Below are 15,416 nucleotides of genomic sequence, written 5' to 3' on the forward strand. Positions count from 1 at the left end.
TTTCCTTTATTTAAGAGTTATTTTAATTGGATTTGTTGAACCTTTATAATTTAAATCATTAACATTTGAAGAAATAACTATGTATAAGTCACCCGCTTTTTGTTTTTGATTACTTACATTAGTTTTTCCTTGTGCATCACTAAAATATTTAATAGTTGGATTTGTTAAATTTGGATTTAATGATTTAAGTTCATTAGTACTTTTTATTTGTGTATTTAATTCACTATTATTGTTATTAACATTTGCAGTAATATCAATTGTTAAACTTGTAATTTTAGTTTTTAAATCAGTTTTTTCTGTTTTAATAACTCCACATAACATTCATCTTGATGTTGTTTCATTATTAGAAATATATGGTATTGCTTCTCCAACAACTTCACCAGCAACTTTATATGCTCTTCCTGCTTTATCATCTTTAATAAAATCTACATAAATAACTGTATTTTCTATCATGTATCTTTTCATTGCTCTTGGTGTTGCTAAAATAAAGGTCATTAATTGTTGTTCATTTTTATCATTAGTAAAAATCATATAGTCATCAAGAACGATTTCACATAATACACCTTTTACATATAAATTATTTCCATTTAAACGTAATTGTTGTGCCAACTGATTATCGGTAATTAAACCTTTATTATCTGCTAAATAAACTAAACTATCATAAAGACCATTAGTAATAAAAAATTTACTATTTGCAATATTTCTAAATTGAAACAAAGTATTTCAAGCAGATAACATTGATTTTAAATAGCCTACTGGTGTTGTATCTTCAATATCAATTTTAGTAGCAAATTTTGCAATTGCTTGTGTATCATCAATTGCCAATTTATCTGCTAAATCATTTGCAACTTCATATTGCATACTATCTAATAAATTTTGTCCATTATTTGCTTTTAAATCTACATCTGCAATAATTTCTCCTGCAAGATATTTTTTAGTTATTTTTTTACTAATTTTATCTGTATCAACATATGGTAATTCATATCTTTTACTTTTATCATCCCAAGCAATAATTTTTACTTCCGGTTTTTTTGGTTTTTTAACAATAAACTCAATATTTACTGAGTCAACAATTTCAGTAGGAAAAAAGTTTGCCCATGGACTATTTGAAATTTTAAAAAACTCTATAAATTCTGGTGCTTCTACTAATCTCTCTGTATTGTCTAAATTTTGATTAAATGGTACTGACATTTTATTTTTTCCTTTCGTTTATAAATAATTTTTCTTTTTATAATTAATTAAAAAATTTTCTTTATCATTTGTTTTATTATTAATAATTATTTGTTTATTACCACCTGTATTAATTGTTTGTTTAAATACTGGTTGCTCTTTAATCATTTTTTTAATAGTTTCTTCAATTTTTGAATTTTCTAAATTATTAGTTTTAAATTTTAAATAATCATAAAATTCATTTTTAACTTGATATTTTTTAAATATATTAATTATTTCTTTTTCTTTAATTTCTTGATTAAGTTTATTTAATTTATTTTTTGCTTCATTAACTTTATTTTCTATTTCTTGTGAAGAAGCATTATTTTCAGTTAAAGGTTCAGTTGTTTGTTGAACATTATTTTCATTTTCTAACATTTAACATTCTCCTAATCTTATCCTAATAATCAATCTTTAACTAATTGTGGCATTTCGCTTATTAATTTTTTATAATCATTAACTGCATTTTCTAATGTATCAATATCAGAAAATTTAAAACAATTATCAATATGTAAATCAAAATCTCTATCAATACTGATATCTTGTTTTCTATATTTTTCATTAAATTCAATTTTTGTCATATTATTTTTCTCCTTTATTAATCTTTTCATTTAACTTTGCTAATTTTTTTTGATGTTTAATAATTTTGTTATTTGCTCTAACATGTTTTGGAGTTGTGATAAATCTTTTTAATAAAACAATAATTTCTCTACAAATTAATGTTCCAACACTTGTTCCAATAATTATTAATTCATGTAAAAATTCTTTCATTTGAATATTTTCCTTTCAACTATTTATTTTTAATTTTTAATTATTCATCAAATTGACCACCATTAATTCTTTCAATCATCGATTTTGAATTACTTATAATGCTTACTAATAAGGCCATTTCTTTATTTAACTGTTCCATTCTCTCTTTATATGTCTGAATTTCATTATTATAATATTCAATTAATTTTTCTTTATTCATAAATTATTCACCTCCTTTATAAACTCATGTGATTATAATCTCAATTTAATGAAGCATTATCATGATTTAATGGCACTTCGCTCATATTATCACTACCATAATATTGACTTGCAGTTTCACTATTAATAGTAAATCTATTATCATTAATTAATCTTGTAGCTTCATTTGTAAATGGTGTTTCTTGCATTTCTTGATTATGATGTATAGTTTCAATAGGTAATAAATTATGGATTATTTCACTTGCACCAGCAACTATGGTAGGTACTGCATAAGCATTCATAAAATCATTATTTATACCCATAGCAACACCACTTGAAATTAAACAACCACCAGTAGCCATATTACAAATTTTTCTTATTGTTTCAAATTTATTAGGTATTAACTCAGTTAATCCACTAATAAGATTTGATATACCATAAGCATTTAAACTAATATATGTATCTCAATCCATTAATGACTGATTTTCTTGCTTGTTTAATAGTAATCATGGTGGACCTTCTGTTGTAGTTGTAGTAGTTATTGGAATTGGTGTTGTTGGAATAATAGGATTAATATTGTTTTCAGTTCATTTACTATAATTTGCTAATCCAATTGTTCCTAAACCTAAAATAATTTTTTTAGAACTATTAATTAATTTAGTTTTAGTATTTGGTCTTTGATTTAAATTTCATATATCTAAACCTAATTTTTTACCAAATAATAAACTATTAATTGAACCTAATACTGGATTTGCAATTACTTGACCATAATAAGCACTTGTACCAATCATTGCACAAATTGGACTTATTCCAGTTCTAATTAATTTAGTTAAAGTATAATTTGATTGATTTTCTATACTTGGCATTTTATTCTCCTTTAATTTGTTTTAAATCATTTAATAGTTCTATAAATTTTTTCATCTCTTTTGAATGATAATCAATGCTTCAATAATCATCATTTCAATTAAAAATTATATGTGTATCTGAATGTAAAAATTCAACATTATCAATAAAAAATAATTTTTCATCTACATTTCATTTAATTAAAAATTCGCGTTTAGTCATATTTAATCTCCTTTAATTTTCTAATTTTTTAATTGTTACTTTAATTCAACCTTGATAAAAATCATTATCACCAACTATTAATGCAACATTACTTTCTGGGTCAGAAACAATTATGTGTTTGGATTTAACATTTGGGTATTGTCTTAAAATAATTGCTCTAATATCATTACTTGTATGAATTGCTTTTGGAAATGGTGATAATATTTCAATTTCATCTTTATTTTCAAACAAAGTAGGTAATATTATCATTAGTCAAATTCACCTCTTTCAAGTCTTATAATTCAGTTTTCTAACTCATAAAGTTTGGATGAATATTCTATTAATGAATTATTTAATAAATCTATTCTTTCTTTCATAGAAATAATTAATTTTTCTTTATTCATAATTTAACTTTTCTTTTCTAACTCTTTTATTTTGTTTTTGTTTACAAAAGTTATTACATTTATGTGCATAAAATCTACCATAACCACATTTATTATTCTTTATTACTTTTAATAAAATTAGGAATTTTTAATTCATTTTTATTATTACTCATTATCAAATTCTCCATTTCTTATTAATTCAAGTAATTTCATAATTCTTTCTGGTTTATCATTTTCATAAGAATAATCACAACAATCACAATGATGTACATTAATATTTCATTCCTCTTCAATATAATCAATTAATTTTTGTTTAATCATTATTTTTTCTCCTTATTTTTAATTTTATTAGCAATTTCACTTAATATTTTTAATACTTTATATTCATTTTTTAATTCTTTAATAATAAATATTAAAATTATTATTAGTGTTATAGATGTTATTAATATTGGTATTATCAATAAAATTTTTCATAATATCATTTTTTACTCTTTTCATTTTTTAAATCATTTAACATTGATTGAACAAAATGCACGATTTTTAGGAATGTTTAAAGTGTTAAAGATTTGACCAGTTACTAAAATTTCATCATTTTTGTTTAATAAAATACAGCGTCTATAAAGTTTTGGGTTATTAAAAATTAAAGTAACATAATTTAATCCATTTCATTGACCACGAACACTATAATATAATTCCTTATTACCTTTTTCGTAATATTTTGCTTCAATAGTGTTACTCAGTTTTACTTTTAATTTGACATAATTTTCTTTATCTTTCATTTTTAGAATTCCTTAAATAATTATCAAAAATCAATATTTTCTTATGATTTTTTAAATAATATTGAAGATGCTTATAAGCATCTTGTTCATGTTTTGTTAATTTTATATTTCCTTTATAATCTGTTATTTTATTTTTATTTTTTGGGTGATTTTCGAAATAATCTCAGTTAAAAACATCTTGAACTAATACCATTAATGCACCAATAATTTTAGGTGTTGATAATGGATTAGTTAATAATTGTTTTGAACTTAAAAAGAAATTTTCTACAATAACTAATATTTTTTTATCAATAAATTTTTCTTTAATTAATTGCAATTTTTCTTTATACATATTTTTAGTTCATAAAACAGTTAATGTATTAAATGTTTCATTAAAAACAATATTATTAGTTTCACTTGAATATATAACCATTCCATTATTACCAATTCCAGCAGGGTCAATTCCAATAATTAAGTCATATTGCATTAATTAAGTTAACCTCTAATAACCGTTTTAATAATTTTTAAATCACAATTACATCAACAATATTTACATTCTTCAATAAATTCTTTATGACCACAAACTAAATTATCTTTTTTTAAATCATCAATCAGTTTAATTAGCCCTATTTTAAATTCAATATCATCACTGTCTGGTATGCAAATCGTTTCTCTTTTAGTTAAATATTCTTTATCCATATTTATACCTCCTAATTAACTTAATATTTAAAATACAGTCATAACAAATTGCTTTACTATTTTTATCTCTTAAAAAATATTTTCTTGTTTTTATATCATTAGTATTAAAGAATAAATAATCTAATTTATTTTGTTTACATGTTCAACAAAAATACTTTTTCATTATGATTTGAAATTTCCTTATAAGAAGTAACTATATAATTAATTGCTAAATCATTATGCTTATATGGATTATTTATTTTAAAACCTTTTCTGTTTTCTTCTCACGTAATGTTATATTTAAAACAAGGATTAGTAATTTTAGTTTTGTTATCAGTTATTTCACCCATAAATCAACTATTATGCTGTTCATAAAATGTTAATGGTTCAAGTTTTATATCATTAAGATAATATTCTTTTGGAGTAATTGGTTTATTAACAGTTATTTTTTGGTCTTTAATATATGGTTCTAATAATTTTATTAATTCATTACCACTTAATTCTCTTTTAATATTTTCTAAATTAAAAACTCAATATGTGTAACTGTTATCAACAATAAAAGAATTATTTTTAATCATTCATTTTGGAAGTGATAATTTATATTCAACATAATCAATAAGAATAGATTGTGGTTTATCTTTAACAATTTGTTCTTTTTTAAATTCTATTTGCATAATAATCCTTTCCTAATATGTTCTGTTGCTTCTAGCATAAAGAACATATATTTTGATGTTTAGATTATTAATACTACTACTATTCGTTTTATTCATTCCATGAAAACTGGGCTCAAAAATAAATTGTGAAATTTTAAAAAACATTGAGGCATTCGATTCAATATTTATTTAATTTGTGTTAAACAAATTAATATTTTAATTGAACCGGCCCCGCTCAATTTTTTTTACAAGTTTGAAATTTATTTTCTCGCCCAAAAAAATTTTTCAAAAAAAATAAAAAATAAAACCAACACTTGCTCACTGGGGAGTGGCAAGGTTGGTTAAATAAAGAATAGAATTAATACAATGGGTCCCTACAACAGGTCTATATATACTAGTTTCCAATTCGCTCCCACCCCAAGAATTACCATTAATGGTTAGTATATTTTATTAGGTATCACTCCACTTTTTATTTATCCATGCAAGTCCACATGTTCTAGCTACTATTTTTAACAACTGTGTTGTAGTTCACTTTTTTAGTTCCCTAACACGTGTTGATAATAGTGCTAAAGATTGTTATTAAAAATTTTAAAATTTTACAATTACAAAAAAAGACAAGATTATTTCTTGTCTTTTTCCTTGTTGATAATTTTAATTTAACTTACAAAATGTATATTTTATTTTTTTTAAATACGTCGAATATAAAATATAAATTTAATGTTTTAAGAAAAGAGAGTAATTTTGTCTAATTTTCATTATTTTTCAAATAATTCATTTTTGGAAATAAGTTACTAATATGATAATAAATTATTTCGTAACTTTGACAACCGCCCATAAATTTTTTACATCTAAATTTTTTTCAAGTTGTTGTCAATTTGAAAATTCTTTGCCACGATCAAAAGTAATAGTTTTAACAATGTTTTTAGGAAGAATTGATAAATAATAACTGACATTTTTATTAATAACTTTAGTAGTTCTGTTTTTAACTAATATTGCTAAAGTAAATCGTGATACTCTTTCAACTAAAGTTATTAAACATGATTTGCTTTTACCTCGTGATGATACTATAGTATCTCCTTCTCAATGACCAAGTGTTATACGATCATTAACATTTATATCTCGTTCTTTAATTGATTTACCATTAAACTTGCCACGATTTTCTTTAGATTTTCGTTTTTTACCTTTTCTTCTTAAATTTTTACTAGTAACTTTATCAAGCATTCCAAAATAAATTCAAGTATAAATTGTTTTAAAACTAATAACTCATTCTTTATGAAAATTTTTAATTCTGCCATAAATTTGTTCAGGTGATCAACCTAATAGTAATTTTTGTTGTACATATTTTACTAAATTCTTATTTTTAAACTTATGAAAACTAATATGTGATTGTTTTCGATTTTCAGCTTTATTTTGTGCAATTAATGAAAAATAATGATTATTATCTTTATTTCTATTAATTTCTCGAATAATTATAAATGAATTATTACTTTAATTGTAATATTGTTTTATAAAAGTATAATTTAGTAATGTAAATAAAATAAATAAATAATAATATACATTTTTTAAAAAAAATGATTATAATAAAATTAGTATTAAAAAATAATGGCTAATTAAGTATTTAGTTTTTAAACTCCTGTTAAGTTTATTTTAACTTAAAGTTTTTTTTATATATAACTAGACACATTTTTTAATATTAACCTTTGATAAGTTTTAAGTATAGTATTAAAACTAAAAATAATTACTTTAATTTTATATGAGTTAGGAGTAAGTTATGAAAGATACATATGCATCTGTTCGTTTAGCACAAAAGCCAGAAAATGCTTTTGCTTGTCATCGATGTGGTAGGGTTATTTTAATTGCCGAATTTTTAGAAGCAAAAAATATTCAATTGAATTGTAATCGATGTGGTTTTAAAAAGCATGTTGAAAAAATTAAAATAGAAAAAAAAGCAGAAATTGAAAAAACTAGAATTGCTGCTATTTCTTCGAAAAATTCTTCTAAAAAATAATTTAGATTAGATTAATATTAATAATATTATAAAAAAAGAACTCAATTGAGTTCTTTTTTACTTATTTTTTAGTTTTTTCATTTAAATACTCTTGATAATTGTTATTTACTTGTTCTCAATTGATAACTTTTAATAATGCTTGTAAGTATTTCTCTTGTTCGTTTTTATATTGTAGATAATGTGCATGTTCTCATACATCAATAGCGATCAATGGATACATATTCAAGAATCATGGATTGTCTTGATTAAAAGTTTTGCATAGTCTTAATGTACCATTATTGTCAATTACTAATCATGCTCAACCACTTCCAAAAATATCTATGGCAGTTTTTGTTAAAGCAGCTTCAAATTTTTCATAAGATTCAAAGCGATTAATTATTGCTTTACCAATAGCTGATTTTTCATTAAAACCTTTATTTTTCCCCAATAGTGAAAAGAAAAGATTATGATTAATTACTCCCCCACCAAATTGTCGAATGCTACTTTGTAATTTTTTTACATTACAAGTTTCTTTATCCTCACATATATCTTCTAATTTACAATAATTACTTAATAAACGATTTAGTTCCCCTTTAGTTTCAAGATTATAATCAGAAAAAACTTTCGGATGTTTATCCATCACTAATTTTAAAGAAGTTAAATATTTCTTATGAAGTTCTTCATAATGATGTTTCATTGTTTCTTGTGAAATATAAGGTTCTAAAGCATCATAATTATATGGTAAATCGATAATATTAATCTTGTATTTAGGCATTCTTTTCTATCCTCCTTTTCTTTTTAAACTCTTCACATATAAATATTGCATTACATTATAATAAATTAATGTAAAATTACAAGTTTATTATATTACAAGATTTCTCACTATATGTTATACTAAAAATTAATATTAAATACTAATTTTACTAACAAAGGGTGAAAGTTTTCGTGCAGTACTTATACATGTTTAATAAAAAATCTAATCAAATTAATGTTTCTCACAACAATGATATCATACGTAGAATTAATGTAAACCAAACTGATAACATTAATAGTAATAATTTAGAAAAAAATGAACAAAAACAGTCATTTATTGATAAATTTACTTCAAAATCACTTAGTTGTGATGACACCAATAACTTTAATTTCAAAACAGCCAGTTGGACTCTAACAATAATTTATCTTATATCTTTTATTATAATTCCAATTCTTTATAGTTTAATCAAAACTTATGCTGTAAAAGATACTAGTCAAAGTTCATTTCTTAGTCTTTTTATTTTTAGTTTATTGCCAATTTTTGGGTTAGTTGTTTCACTTGGTATTGATTGAGAAACTATGATTAAAAAAGGTGGGTGGGCTGCTTATAGTCATAGTGTGTTTGGTTTTATTAGTGTAGTATTTGTTCTTTTATTTTTTATTGCAACAAAAGTTATTAGTGGTAAAGATGATGATGTAACTTCGCTTGCTACTACATTTTTAATTCAACAGTTATTTCAAATGTTAGGATCAATTTTAGTATTAATATTTTGTAGATCATTACGTGAGAGAATTATTACTACTTTAAAAGAAGCAAAATTAGATTTAATAACTTGAGTTACCATTTTTGCTGTTATTGGTACTATTTTAAATATTATTTTCAACATAATTCCTAAATTTAGTGAATTTAATATGTTAACAAGTAATAATACTTCAAAAAATCAAGATGTTTTAAACTTATTAATGAATAGTCCATATGGCATTTTTGTTTTAGTTCTTAGTACTATTTTTATTGCTCCAATTAATGAAGAAATATCATATCGTCATGGTACTTTTACCATTGTTCGTTATCGTTGGTTAGCATATGCTGCTTCGTTAATTTATTTCCCATCAATGCATGTTATGGATAGTGGTGATTGAAATAATATTATTGGTTATTTAGGATTTAGTATTATATTACCCTTATTATTTATAATGACACGCGGTAATACTACATATACTATTGGTTTACATGCTTTTTCTAATCTAATTGCAACTATTTCTGGTTTTATTAATAAAAATTAAAAGGAGAAATTATGACTACCCTAACAATTACTGCCAATGATGCTGATCAAACTTTAATTAATTATTTAAAAAAAGTATTTAAAACACTACCACTCTCAAAAATTTATCGTTTATTTAGAACAAAAAAAATCAGAGTTAATAATAAAACTACTACTGATTTTAAATATCGCTTACAAGAAAATGATTTAGTAGTCATTTATGAAAGTAATTTAGTTGTTAACTATAAACCAGAAAAAATTACTAAAGAAGCACCAATTGAATTGTTTTATGAAGATGATAATTTTTTAATTGTTAATAAAGATCATAATATTGTTGTCCATCAACCATATGGTTCTTGCTTAGATAACATGGTAAAATATTATTTACAACAAAAATACCCGAAGAAGAAACGTGAGCAAACATTTAATATTAGTCATCAGTATCGTTTAGATAAACTAACTAAGGGTTTAATTATTTATCCAAAAAATAAAATGACACAAAACGCACTTCATAATGCTACCAAAAATGGTCAAATTATTAAAAAATATTTGGCTATTTGTTCTGGCCAATTAACTAAAAATTTAAATATTTCTGGTTATATTACTCATGATGAGTTAACAATGAAGATGAAATTTTCAATTGAACCAAGTGAACAAAGTAAAAGTTGTAGCACCATCTTTACACCAATATTTAATACTAAAGACTTTACTTTAGTTGAGTGTCAATTAGTTACTGGTAGAAAACATCAAATTCGTAGTACTTTACAATTTTTAAATTTACCAATTGTTGGTGACACTAAGTATGGGTCAACAATAGTTACTCCTAATAAAATTGCATTATTTGCTTATTATTTGTCATTTAATGATTTAGAAGAACCATTTACTTATTTGAATGATCAAAATTTTATAATAAAAGATTTAAAAACAGATTTAATTAAACAGATTAAAAAAGAAAAATGATAAAATTAATCTATACTAATATATAGATTACATTTTTATTTTTTTGCTATTTTTTTATTTTTAATAGTGATTAATAATATTGAACTTTTAATTTTGGGTTGTTAACATATTTAAGTAAAAAACAAAATTAATTTTATTTATATAGATTGGGTGAAGTAATGACAACTAAAAAAGGTATTTTTAATACAATTGTTGGTGTTATCATGACAATTGTTATCTCTATTTTACAGTTAACTTTTCTTTATGTTACTGGTTTAGCATACGGTGAAAAAATTAATGGTTTAATTCGTGTTATTATTTCTTTTTTGACTTACCTTAGTTTGACAGAAGGAGGACTTGGTTTAATTACCATTTTTTCTTTATATCGTCCTTTACAAAATGATGATTATGAAACCGTCAACGATATTATTAATACGACAAGAAAAAATTATCATCATTCAGGAAGAATATATTTAATTATTCTTGTCAGTGCTGGTTTTATTTTAGGATTAGCTAGTGTTCATTTACCAGAAATTGGTTTAGATATGGAAATTCCTTTTTGACAAGTAGCACTTATTATTATTTCTTTAGGATCACGTGAATTAATCTTTTTTTATTTTAGTGGTGCTTATCAAAATTTAATTCAAGCTGATCAAAAAGGTTATTTAAATCGTTTAATTTTTATTTTTTCAGAGATTATTATGTATATTTTACTAATGACGTTATTAGTTATTAGAAAATCTGATGGTAAACCAATAGATATGTATATTCCTTTTTTTGCTTATTTTGTTTGTGGTGTATTAAAAGCATTTGTTACTTTTATCGTTATTAAAATTGAATATCCATGATTACAACATAAAAAATGAACACAACAAAAAAGGATGCTAAAACAATCATGATGAGTAGCCCTGAATCGTTTACCTGACATGATTATTTCTAACATTGATATTATTTTAATTACTTTATTTTTATCACTGACAACAACATCAATTTACACTATTTATATTATTATTGCCACAACAATGCGCTCAATTGCTTTAATTTTAATTAGTTCTTTTCGCGAAGTTTTTGGATATTGAATTGCCAAAAGTGGACGAATTAGATGAACTGTGTATACTAAATTTGAGTTATATGCTTATATGATTGCTGGTTTTTTATTTATTAATCAATTTATTATTACTCAATATTTAGTGTCTGCTTTAAGTATTACAAATATTAATAATTCTGATGGTAATTTTGATTCTTCAAAAAATCTTTTTATTAATTTATTTTTGTCACAACCATGATTTATTTTACTTTTATCTTTAAAAAATACAATTCAAGTGGCAACCGAACCAGGAAAAGTTATTGTAAATGCTACTGTAAAACACAAAGAAACAATTTGAGGTTCATATATTCAATCAATAATAAATCTTGTTTTAGGTGTTATTTTGGGTTGAATACTATCAAATTTAGGTTGAAAACATCAAAGTTATCAATATTTATCATTAAGTTTATATATGATTCTTTTATCAAGTTGTATTGGTTGAGTTTATCGTTTAATTTCAATCTGAGTTTATGTTTGAAAACATTTGACGTATAATAGTGATTTACGTTTTATTATTCAAAATACTTTAGTGTTAATTATTCCAATTTTAGCAGTAACATTATTTGGATGTCTTTATTTCTTTGATAAATATCCACCAACATATAATTTCACAGATTATAGTTTTGTATTACGAGTTATCGGTTATTCATTATTATATTCATCAATTTTAATTTTTGGTTTAGCAATGACTATTAATTTTCGTCAGTTTTGATCAATTTTTAATTTTAAGAAATTCTTTACTAATTTATTTTCACGTAAACGTAAGCAAAAAGCATTTATGAATCAAGAAGTACAAGAATTTTTTAAAGATAGTAATAAACCTAAAAATAACTTTACTAATAAAACATTTGATTGAACTGCTACTTATCAAAGTACCAATATGAACGTTGATGACTTTATTGAACAAGAGTTGTTACGAAGAAAAAAAGAAGTAGATATTAAAAGTGAAACAAAAGAATCTGAAAATTCTTCTATTCGCGTTGGTATTTATAAAATTAGAGGTTAGTTTATTTAAGGAGTGAATTACATGTTATTAAATGAAGAATGATTTGCAGAAAATATTGTTGAAGAAAAATATTTAGAATTATTAAAGCATAATTATCCTCAACATCAACTTAAAGATTTATTATTATTAAACATTGATTTACGTTTATTGTATTTAAAACATATTTTAATGATTGAAAATTCTTTAAAAAATGCTTTATTACATCAACTTTTTAATGATAATGTTCAAAATTTAGATAATGCTACTTTTCTTAATCCAGAACACCTAGCTCAAATGAAAACAGCTTTACGTTTGATTCGTGCTGGTTATAATAAATATAATAGAAGTGGTGTTTTAAAATCACGAACAATACGCAGTTTAATAGAAGTTATGTCATTTGAATGAACAATGAAATTATTACAAACTTTAAATGATAAAAGTATCGCTAAGATTGCTCATTATTTTGGTATCAAAGAATTTAATGATAGTAAAATTTTATTAGAACAGTTAGAGTATATTAAAGATGTTCGTAATTATTTATCACATAATTTTAAAGTATTAGCAATTCAATTTAAGTATAAAGAACGGTTCGCTTATTATGAACAAACTTTAAATGCCAATAATGATCATCATTATTTGCACTTATTAATTACTCGTTTTTCTAGTAAAAACCAATTACTAGTGCCATTTAATGTTGATTATGAAAATTTATTTAATAGTTATGATGTTAAAATTCATGATTGTGTTAAGGAAGATAATCAAAGTATAATCCATACTTAGTATAGAAAAATTATTAAATTTTAGTAGATTTAATTTAATAAGTATATTATAATTATATCAATTAATTACTAGTGTAAAATAAACCATTGTCATTTTTAAATGACAATGGTTTATTTTATTTAGAATTAATGAAACTTGAAGAAAGTAGGAAAAAAATGAAATCAGAGTATAATGAAAAAAAAGATTTAAATATTACAGAATTAAAACGACTTGATTTATTAAAAGAGTTATTTCCCGAAGAAATTATTAGTAAAAAAAATCTTTTTCAGATAATGAATCATTTTTATAAAAACTTAGAAGTAAAATATAAAGGTATATCTAATTATTTTGCTCCAACTATTGAAAAAACTGAAAATAGTATATTACTTAATACAATTTTTAATTTAAATAAAATGAAAATCACAGATAATATACAAAAGGGTTTTTTAAATTGTTTATTATTGAAAGGTAATGCTGAACAATTATATGCAAGTTTGTTAAAAATATCAGAAGTACAAAAGGCGCTTGATCAATTTATTGAAAGAAATAGTCAATCAGTTACAAAAAGTTTTTCTGCAACAGTAGTATTAGATATCAATAAAGAAGATACAGTATCTACTTCCGTTATTGAAAAAAATAATATTTCTTTATAATTAATTATATTTATAAACTTAAAATATTAGAAAATAATAAAAAAACATTAAAGAAAATGGCTTAAATATTTAAATATTTTATTAAAAAAAGAATTATAAAAATTACTATTATCCTATTTAAAATTTATTTAAATAGGATATTTTAAGTTATAAAAATAATTAGAAATACTTAATTGTTTATTTGATAGTATGTTGTAAATAATTAATAATTTTGTTTTTTTTATATAAAAGCTAAATTGTAAAGGTAAGTGCAACTAAATTATTTTTCTATCCAAATATTCGATTGGTGAAAGATAATTTAGTATTTTTCTCGGTTTTTGATTTAAAGACAATATAAATTTATGAACTTCATTTTTATTAGTTTTTGAAAAAATAAATTTTTTAGGAAATTTTTCTCTAATTAAACCATTAGTATTTTCATTAGTACCTCTTTGTCAAGGTGAATATGGATTGGCAAAATAAATTTTTACATCTAAATTTTTTTCAAGTTGTTGTCAATTTGAAAATTCTTTGCCACGATCAAAAGTAATAGTTTTAACAATGTTTTTAGGAAGAATTGATAAATAATAACTGACATTTTTATTAATAACTTTAGTAGTTCTGTTTTTAACTAATATTGCTAAAGTAAATCGTGATACTCTTTCAACTAAAGTTATTAAACATGATTTGCTTTTACCTCGTGATGATACTATAGTATCTCCTTCTCAATGACCAAGTGTTATACGATCATTAACATTTATATCTCGTTCTTTAATTGATTTACCATTAAACTTGCCACGATTTTCTTTAGATTTTCGTTTTTTACCTTTTCTTCTTAAATTTTTACTAGTAACTTTATCAAGCATTCCAAAATAAATTCAAGTATAAATTGTTTTAAAACTAATAACTCATTCTTTATGAAAATTTTTAATTCTGCCATAAATTTGTTCAGGTGATCAACCTAATAGTAATTTTTGTTGTACATATTTTACTAAATTCTTATTTTTAAACTTATGAAAACTAATATGTGATTGTTTTCGATTTTCAGCTTTATTTTGTGCAATTAATGAAAAATAATGATTATTATCTTTATTTCTATTAATTTCTCGAATAATAGTACTAATACTTCGATTAAGATTTTTAGCTATTTCACTAATTTTAAATTTAAATTTCAATTGATTCTCAATATAAATTCTTTCATCTATGCCAAGATGTTTATAACTCATATAAAAACTCCTTACTTTTTTCTAAACTAAATTTAGCATTATGAAATTTTTATATGAGAATTTTTTGCAATTTTATTTACTTGCACTTACAAGTATAACTCAGCAAAATATAA

At 22.5% G+C, this 15,416-nt stretch carries 25 protein-coding genes; 6 read left to right on the forward strand and 19 right to left on the reverse strand.

Annotated elements, in window-relative coordinates; translation table 4 throughout:
• Window positions 1–6: 6 nt before the first annotated feature.
• From AACL03_RS08920 to AACL03_RS09000, 17 genes are all read right to left on the reverse strand, one after another.
• On the reverse strand, window positions 7–1,191 hold the full coding sequence (locus tag AACL03_RS08920; protein WP_338957325.1) for a hypothetical protein: 1,185 nt from the start codon (window positions 1,189–1,191) through the stop codon (window positions 7–9).
• Window positions 1,192–1,209: 18 nt separating this feature from the next.
• Window positions 1,210–1,587, reverse strand: coding sequence for a hypothetical protein (locus tag AACL03_RS08925; protein ID WP_339040057.1), 378 nt, complete (start codon window positions 1,585–1,587; stop codon window positions 1,210–1,212).
• A gap of 17 nt (window positions 1,588–1,604) precedes the next feature.
• On the reverse strand, window positions 1,605–1,790 hold the full coding sequence (locus AACL03_RS08930) for a hypothetical protein (protein WP_281748210.1): 186 nt from the start codon (window positions 1,788–1,790) through the stop codon (window positions 1,605–1,607).
• Between the two features lies 1 nt (window position 1,791).
• On the reverse strand, window positions 1,792–1,980 hold the full coding sequence (locus tag AACL03_RS08935; protein WP_174481134.1) for a hypothetical protein: 189 nt from the start codon (window positions 1,978–1,980) through the stop codon (window positions 1,792–1,794).
• 40 nt (window positions 1,981–2,020) lie between these two features.
• The gene (locus tag AACL03_RS08940) at window positions 2,021–2,179 is read right to left on the reverse strand and encodes a hypothetical protein (protein WP_174481559.1); all 159 of its coding nucleotides are present in this window, start codon (window positions 2,177–2,179) and stop codon (window positions 2,021–2,023) included.
• Between the two features lie 16 nt (window positions 2,180–2,195).
• A complete protein-coding gene (locus AACL03_RS08945) occupies window positions 2,196–3,023 on the reverse strand; it encodes a hypothetical protein (RefSeq protein WP_339040088.1) in 828 nt (275 codons plus the stop codon).
• A gap of 1 nt (window position 3,024) precedes the next feature.
• Window positions 3,025–3,222 (reverse strand): hypothetical protein, encoded by a 198-nt coding sequence (locus tag AACL03_RS08950; RefSeq protein WP_338979823.1) that lies wholly within the window; start codon window positions 3,220–3,222, stop codon window positions 3,025–3,027.
• Window positions 3,223–3,234: 12 nt separating this feature from the next.
• Entirely contained in the window at window positions 3,235–3,471 is a 237-nt protein-coding gene (locus tag AACL03_RS08955; protein WP_338958883.1) for a hypothetical protein, read from the reverse strand.
• Window positions 3,471–3,605, reverse strand: a complete 135-nt coding sequence (locus AACL03_RS08960) for a hypothetical protein (RefSeq protein ID WP_338956809.1) — start codon at window positions 3,603–3,605, stop codon at window positions 3,471–3,473. The genes AACL03_RS08955 and AACL03_RS08960 overlap by 1 nt, the downstream gene beginning before the upstream one ends.
• A 144-nt stretch (window positions 3,606–3,749) precedes the next feature.
• Complete coding sequence (locus AACL03_RS08965; protein ID WP_338956806.1) at window positions 3,750–3,905, reverse strand: hypothetical protein; 156 nt, start codon at window positions 3,903–3,905, stop codon at window positions 3,750–3,752.
• Window positions 3,905–4,066: a hypothetical protein gene (locus tag AACL03_RS08970; protein ID WP_339040055.1), complete on the reverse strand. Its 162-nt coding sequence runs from the start codon at window positions 4,064–4,066 to the stop codon at window positions 3,905–3,907. Before AACL03_RS08970 ends, AACL03_RS08965 begins: the two co-directional genes overlap by 1 nt.
• A 3-nt stretch (window positions 4,067–4,069) precedes the next feature.
• Window positions 4,070–4,363: a hypothetical protein gene (locus AACL03_RS08975; protein ID WP_338956800.1), complete on the reverse strand. Its 294-nt coding sequence runs from the start codon at window positions 4,361–4,363 to the stop codon at window positions 4,070–4,072.
• The gene (locus AACL03_RS08980; protein ID WP_339040054.1) at window positions 4,353–4,829 is read right to left on the reverse strand and encodes a hypothetical protein; all 477 of its coding nucleotides are present in this window, start codon (window positions 4,827–4,829) and stop codon (window positions 4,353–4,355) included. Before AACL03_RS08980 ends, AACL03_RS08975 begins: the two co-directional genes overlap by 11 nt.
• A gap of 8 nt (window positions 4,830–4,837) precedes the next feature.
• Window positions 4,838–5,041, reverse strand: coding sequence for a hypothetical protein (locus AACL03_RS08985; protein WP_339040053.1), 204 nt, complete (start codon window positions 5,039–5,041; stop codon window positions 4,838–4,840).
• A 134-nt stretch (window positions 5,042–5,175) separates the two neighbouring features.
• Window positions 5,176–5,694 (reverse strand): hypothetical protein, encoded by a 519-nt coding sequence (locus tag AACL03_RS08990; protein ID WP_338956794.1) that lies wholly within the window; start codon window positions 5,692–5,694, stop codon window positions 5,176–5,178.
• A gap of 12 nt (window positions 5,695–5,706) precedes the next feature.
• Window positions 5,707–5,838 carry a hypothetical protein gene (locus AACL03_RS08995; protein WP_338956793.1) on the reverse strand — a complete coding sequence of 44 codons (132 nt, stop codon included), beginning with the start codon at window positions 5,836–5,838 and terminating at the stop codon, window positions 5,707–5,709.
• A gap of 642 nt (window positions 5,839–6,480) precedes the next feature.
• A complete protein-coding gene (locus AACL03_RS09000; protein ID WP_339040171.1) occupies window positions 6,481–7,146 on the reverse strand; it encodes an IS30 family transposase in 666 nt (221 codons plus the stop codon).
• Window positions 7,147–7,444: 298 nt separating this feature from the next.
• On the opposite strand from AACL03_RS09000, the gene AACL03_RS09005 reads away from it, so the two are divergent.
• On the forward strand, window positions 7,445–7,681 hold the full coding sequence (locus AACL03_RS09005; protein WP_252319187.1) for a hypothetical protein: 237 nt from the start codon (window positions 7,445–7,447) through the stop codon (window positions 7,679–7,681).
• A gap of 61 nt (window positions 7,682–7,742) precedes the next feature.
• Here the strand turns inward: AACL03_RS09005 and AACL03_RS09010 are convergent, their stop codons facing one another.
• On the reverse strand, window positions 7,743–8,435 hold the full coding sequence (locus tag AACL03_RS09010) for a superoxide dismutase (protein WP_339040089.1): 693 nt from the start codon (window positions 8,433–8,435) through the stop codon (window positions 7,743–7,745).
• Window positions 8,436–8,620: 185 nt separating this feature from the next.
• Between AACL03_RS09010 and AACL03_RS09015 the strand changes: the two genes are divergently transcribed.
• From AACL03_RS09015 to AACL03_RS09035, 5 genes are all read left to right on the forward strand, one after another.
• Window positions 8,621–9,697, forward strand: a complete 1,077-nt coding sequence (locus tag AACL03_RS09015) for a type II CAAX endopeptidase family protein (RefSeq protein WP_338979487.1) — start codon at window positions 8,621–8,623, stop codon at window positions 9,695–9,697.
• A gap of 11 nt (window positions 9,698–9,708) precedes the next feature.
• Window positions 9,709–10,638: an RluA family pseudouridine synthase gene (locus AACL03_RS09020; RefSeq protein ID WP_281748084.1), complete on the forward strand. Its 930-nt coding sequence runs from the start codon at window positions 9,709–9,711 to the stop codon at window positions 10,636–10,638.
• A gap of 155 nt (window positions 10,639–10,793) precedes the next feature.
• On the forward strand, window positions 10,794–12,707 hold the full coding sequence (locus AACL03_RS09025; RefSeq protein ID WP_338956634.1) for a hypothetical protein: 1,914 nt from the start codon (window positions 10,794–10,796) through the stop codon (window positions 12,705–12,707).
• Between the two features lie 21 nt (window positions 12,708–12,728).
• On the forward strand, window positions 12,729–13,466 hold the full coding sequence (locus AACL03_RS09030; protein ID WP_339040090.1) for an Abi family protein: 738 nt from the start codon (window positions 12,729–12,731) through the stop codon (window positions 13,464–13,466).
• Window positions 13,467–13,621: 155 nt separating this feature from the next.
• Complete coding sequence (locus AACL03_RS09035; protein ID WP_339040091.1) at window positions 13,622–14,098, forward strand: hypothetical protein; 477 nt, start codon at window positions 13,622–13,624, stop codon at window positions 14,096–14,098.
• 254 nt (window positions 14,099–14,352) lie between these two features.
• Here the strand turns inward: AACL03_RS09035 and AACL03_RS09040 are convergent, their stop codons facing one another.
• Window positions 14,353–15,303 (reverse strand): IS30 family transposase, encoded by a 951-nt coding sequence (locus AACL03_RS09040; protein WP_339038665.1) that lies wholly within the window; start codon window positions 15,301–15,303, stop codon window positions 14,353–14,355.
• Window positions 15,304–15,416 lie beyond the last annotated feature (113 nt).

Origin of the sequence: Spiroplasma endosymbiont of Andrena trimmerana (genome assembly GCF_964019575.1) — a bacterium.
Lineage (GTDB): Bacteria > Bacillota_I > Bacilli_A > Mycoplasmatales > VBWQ01 > Spiroplasma_E.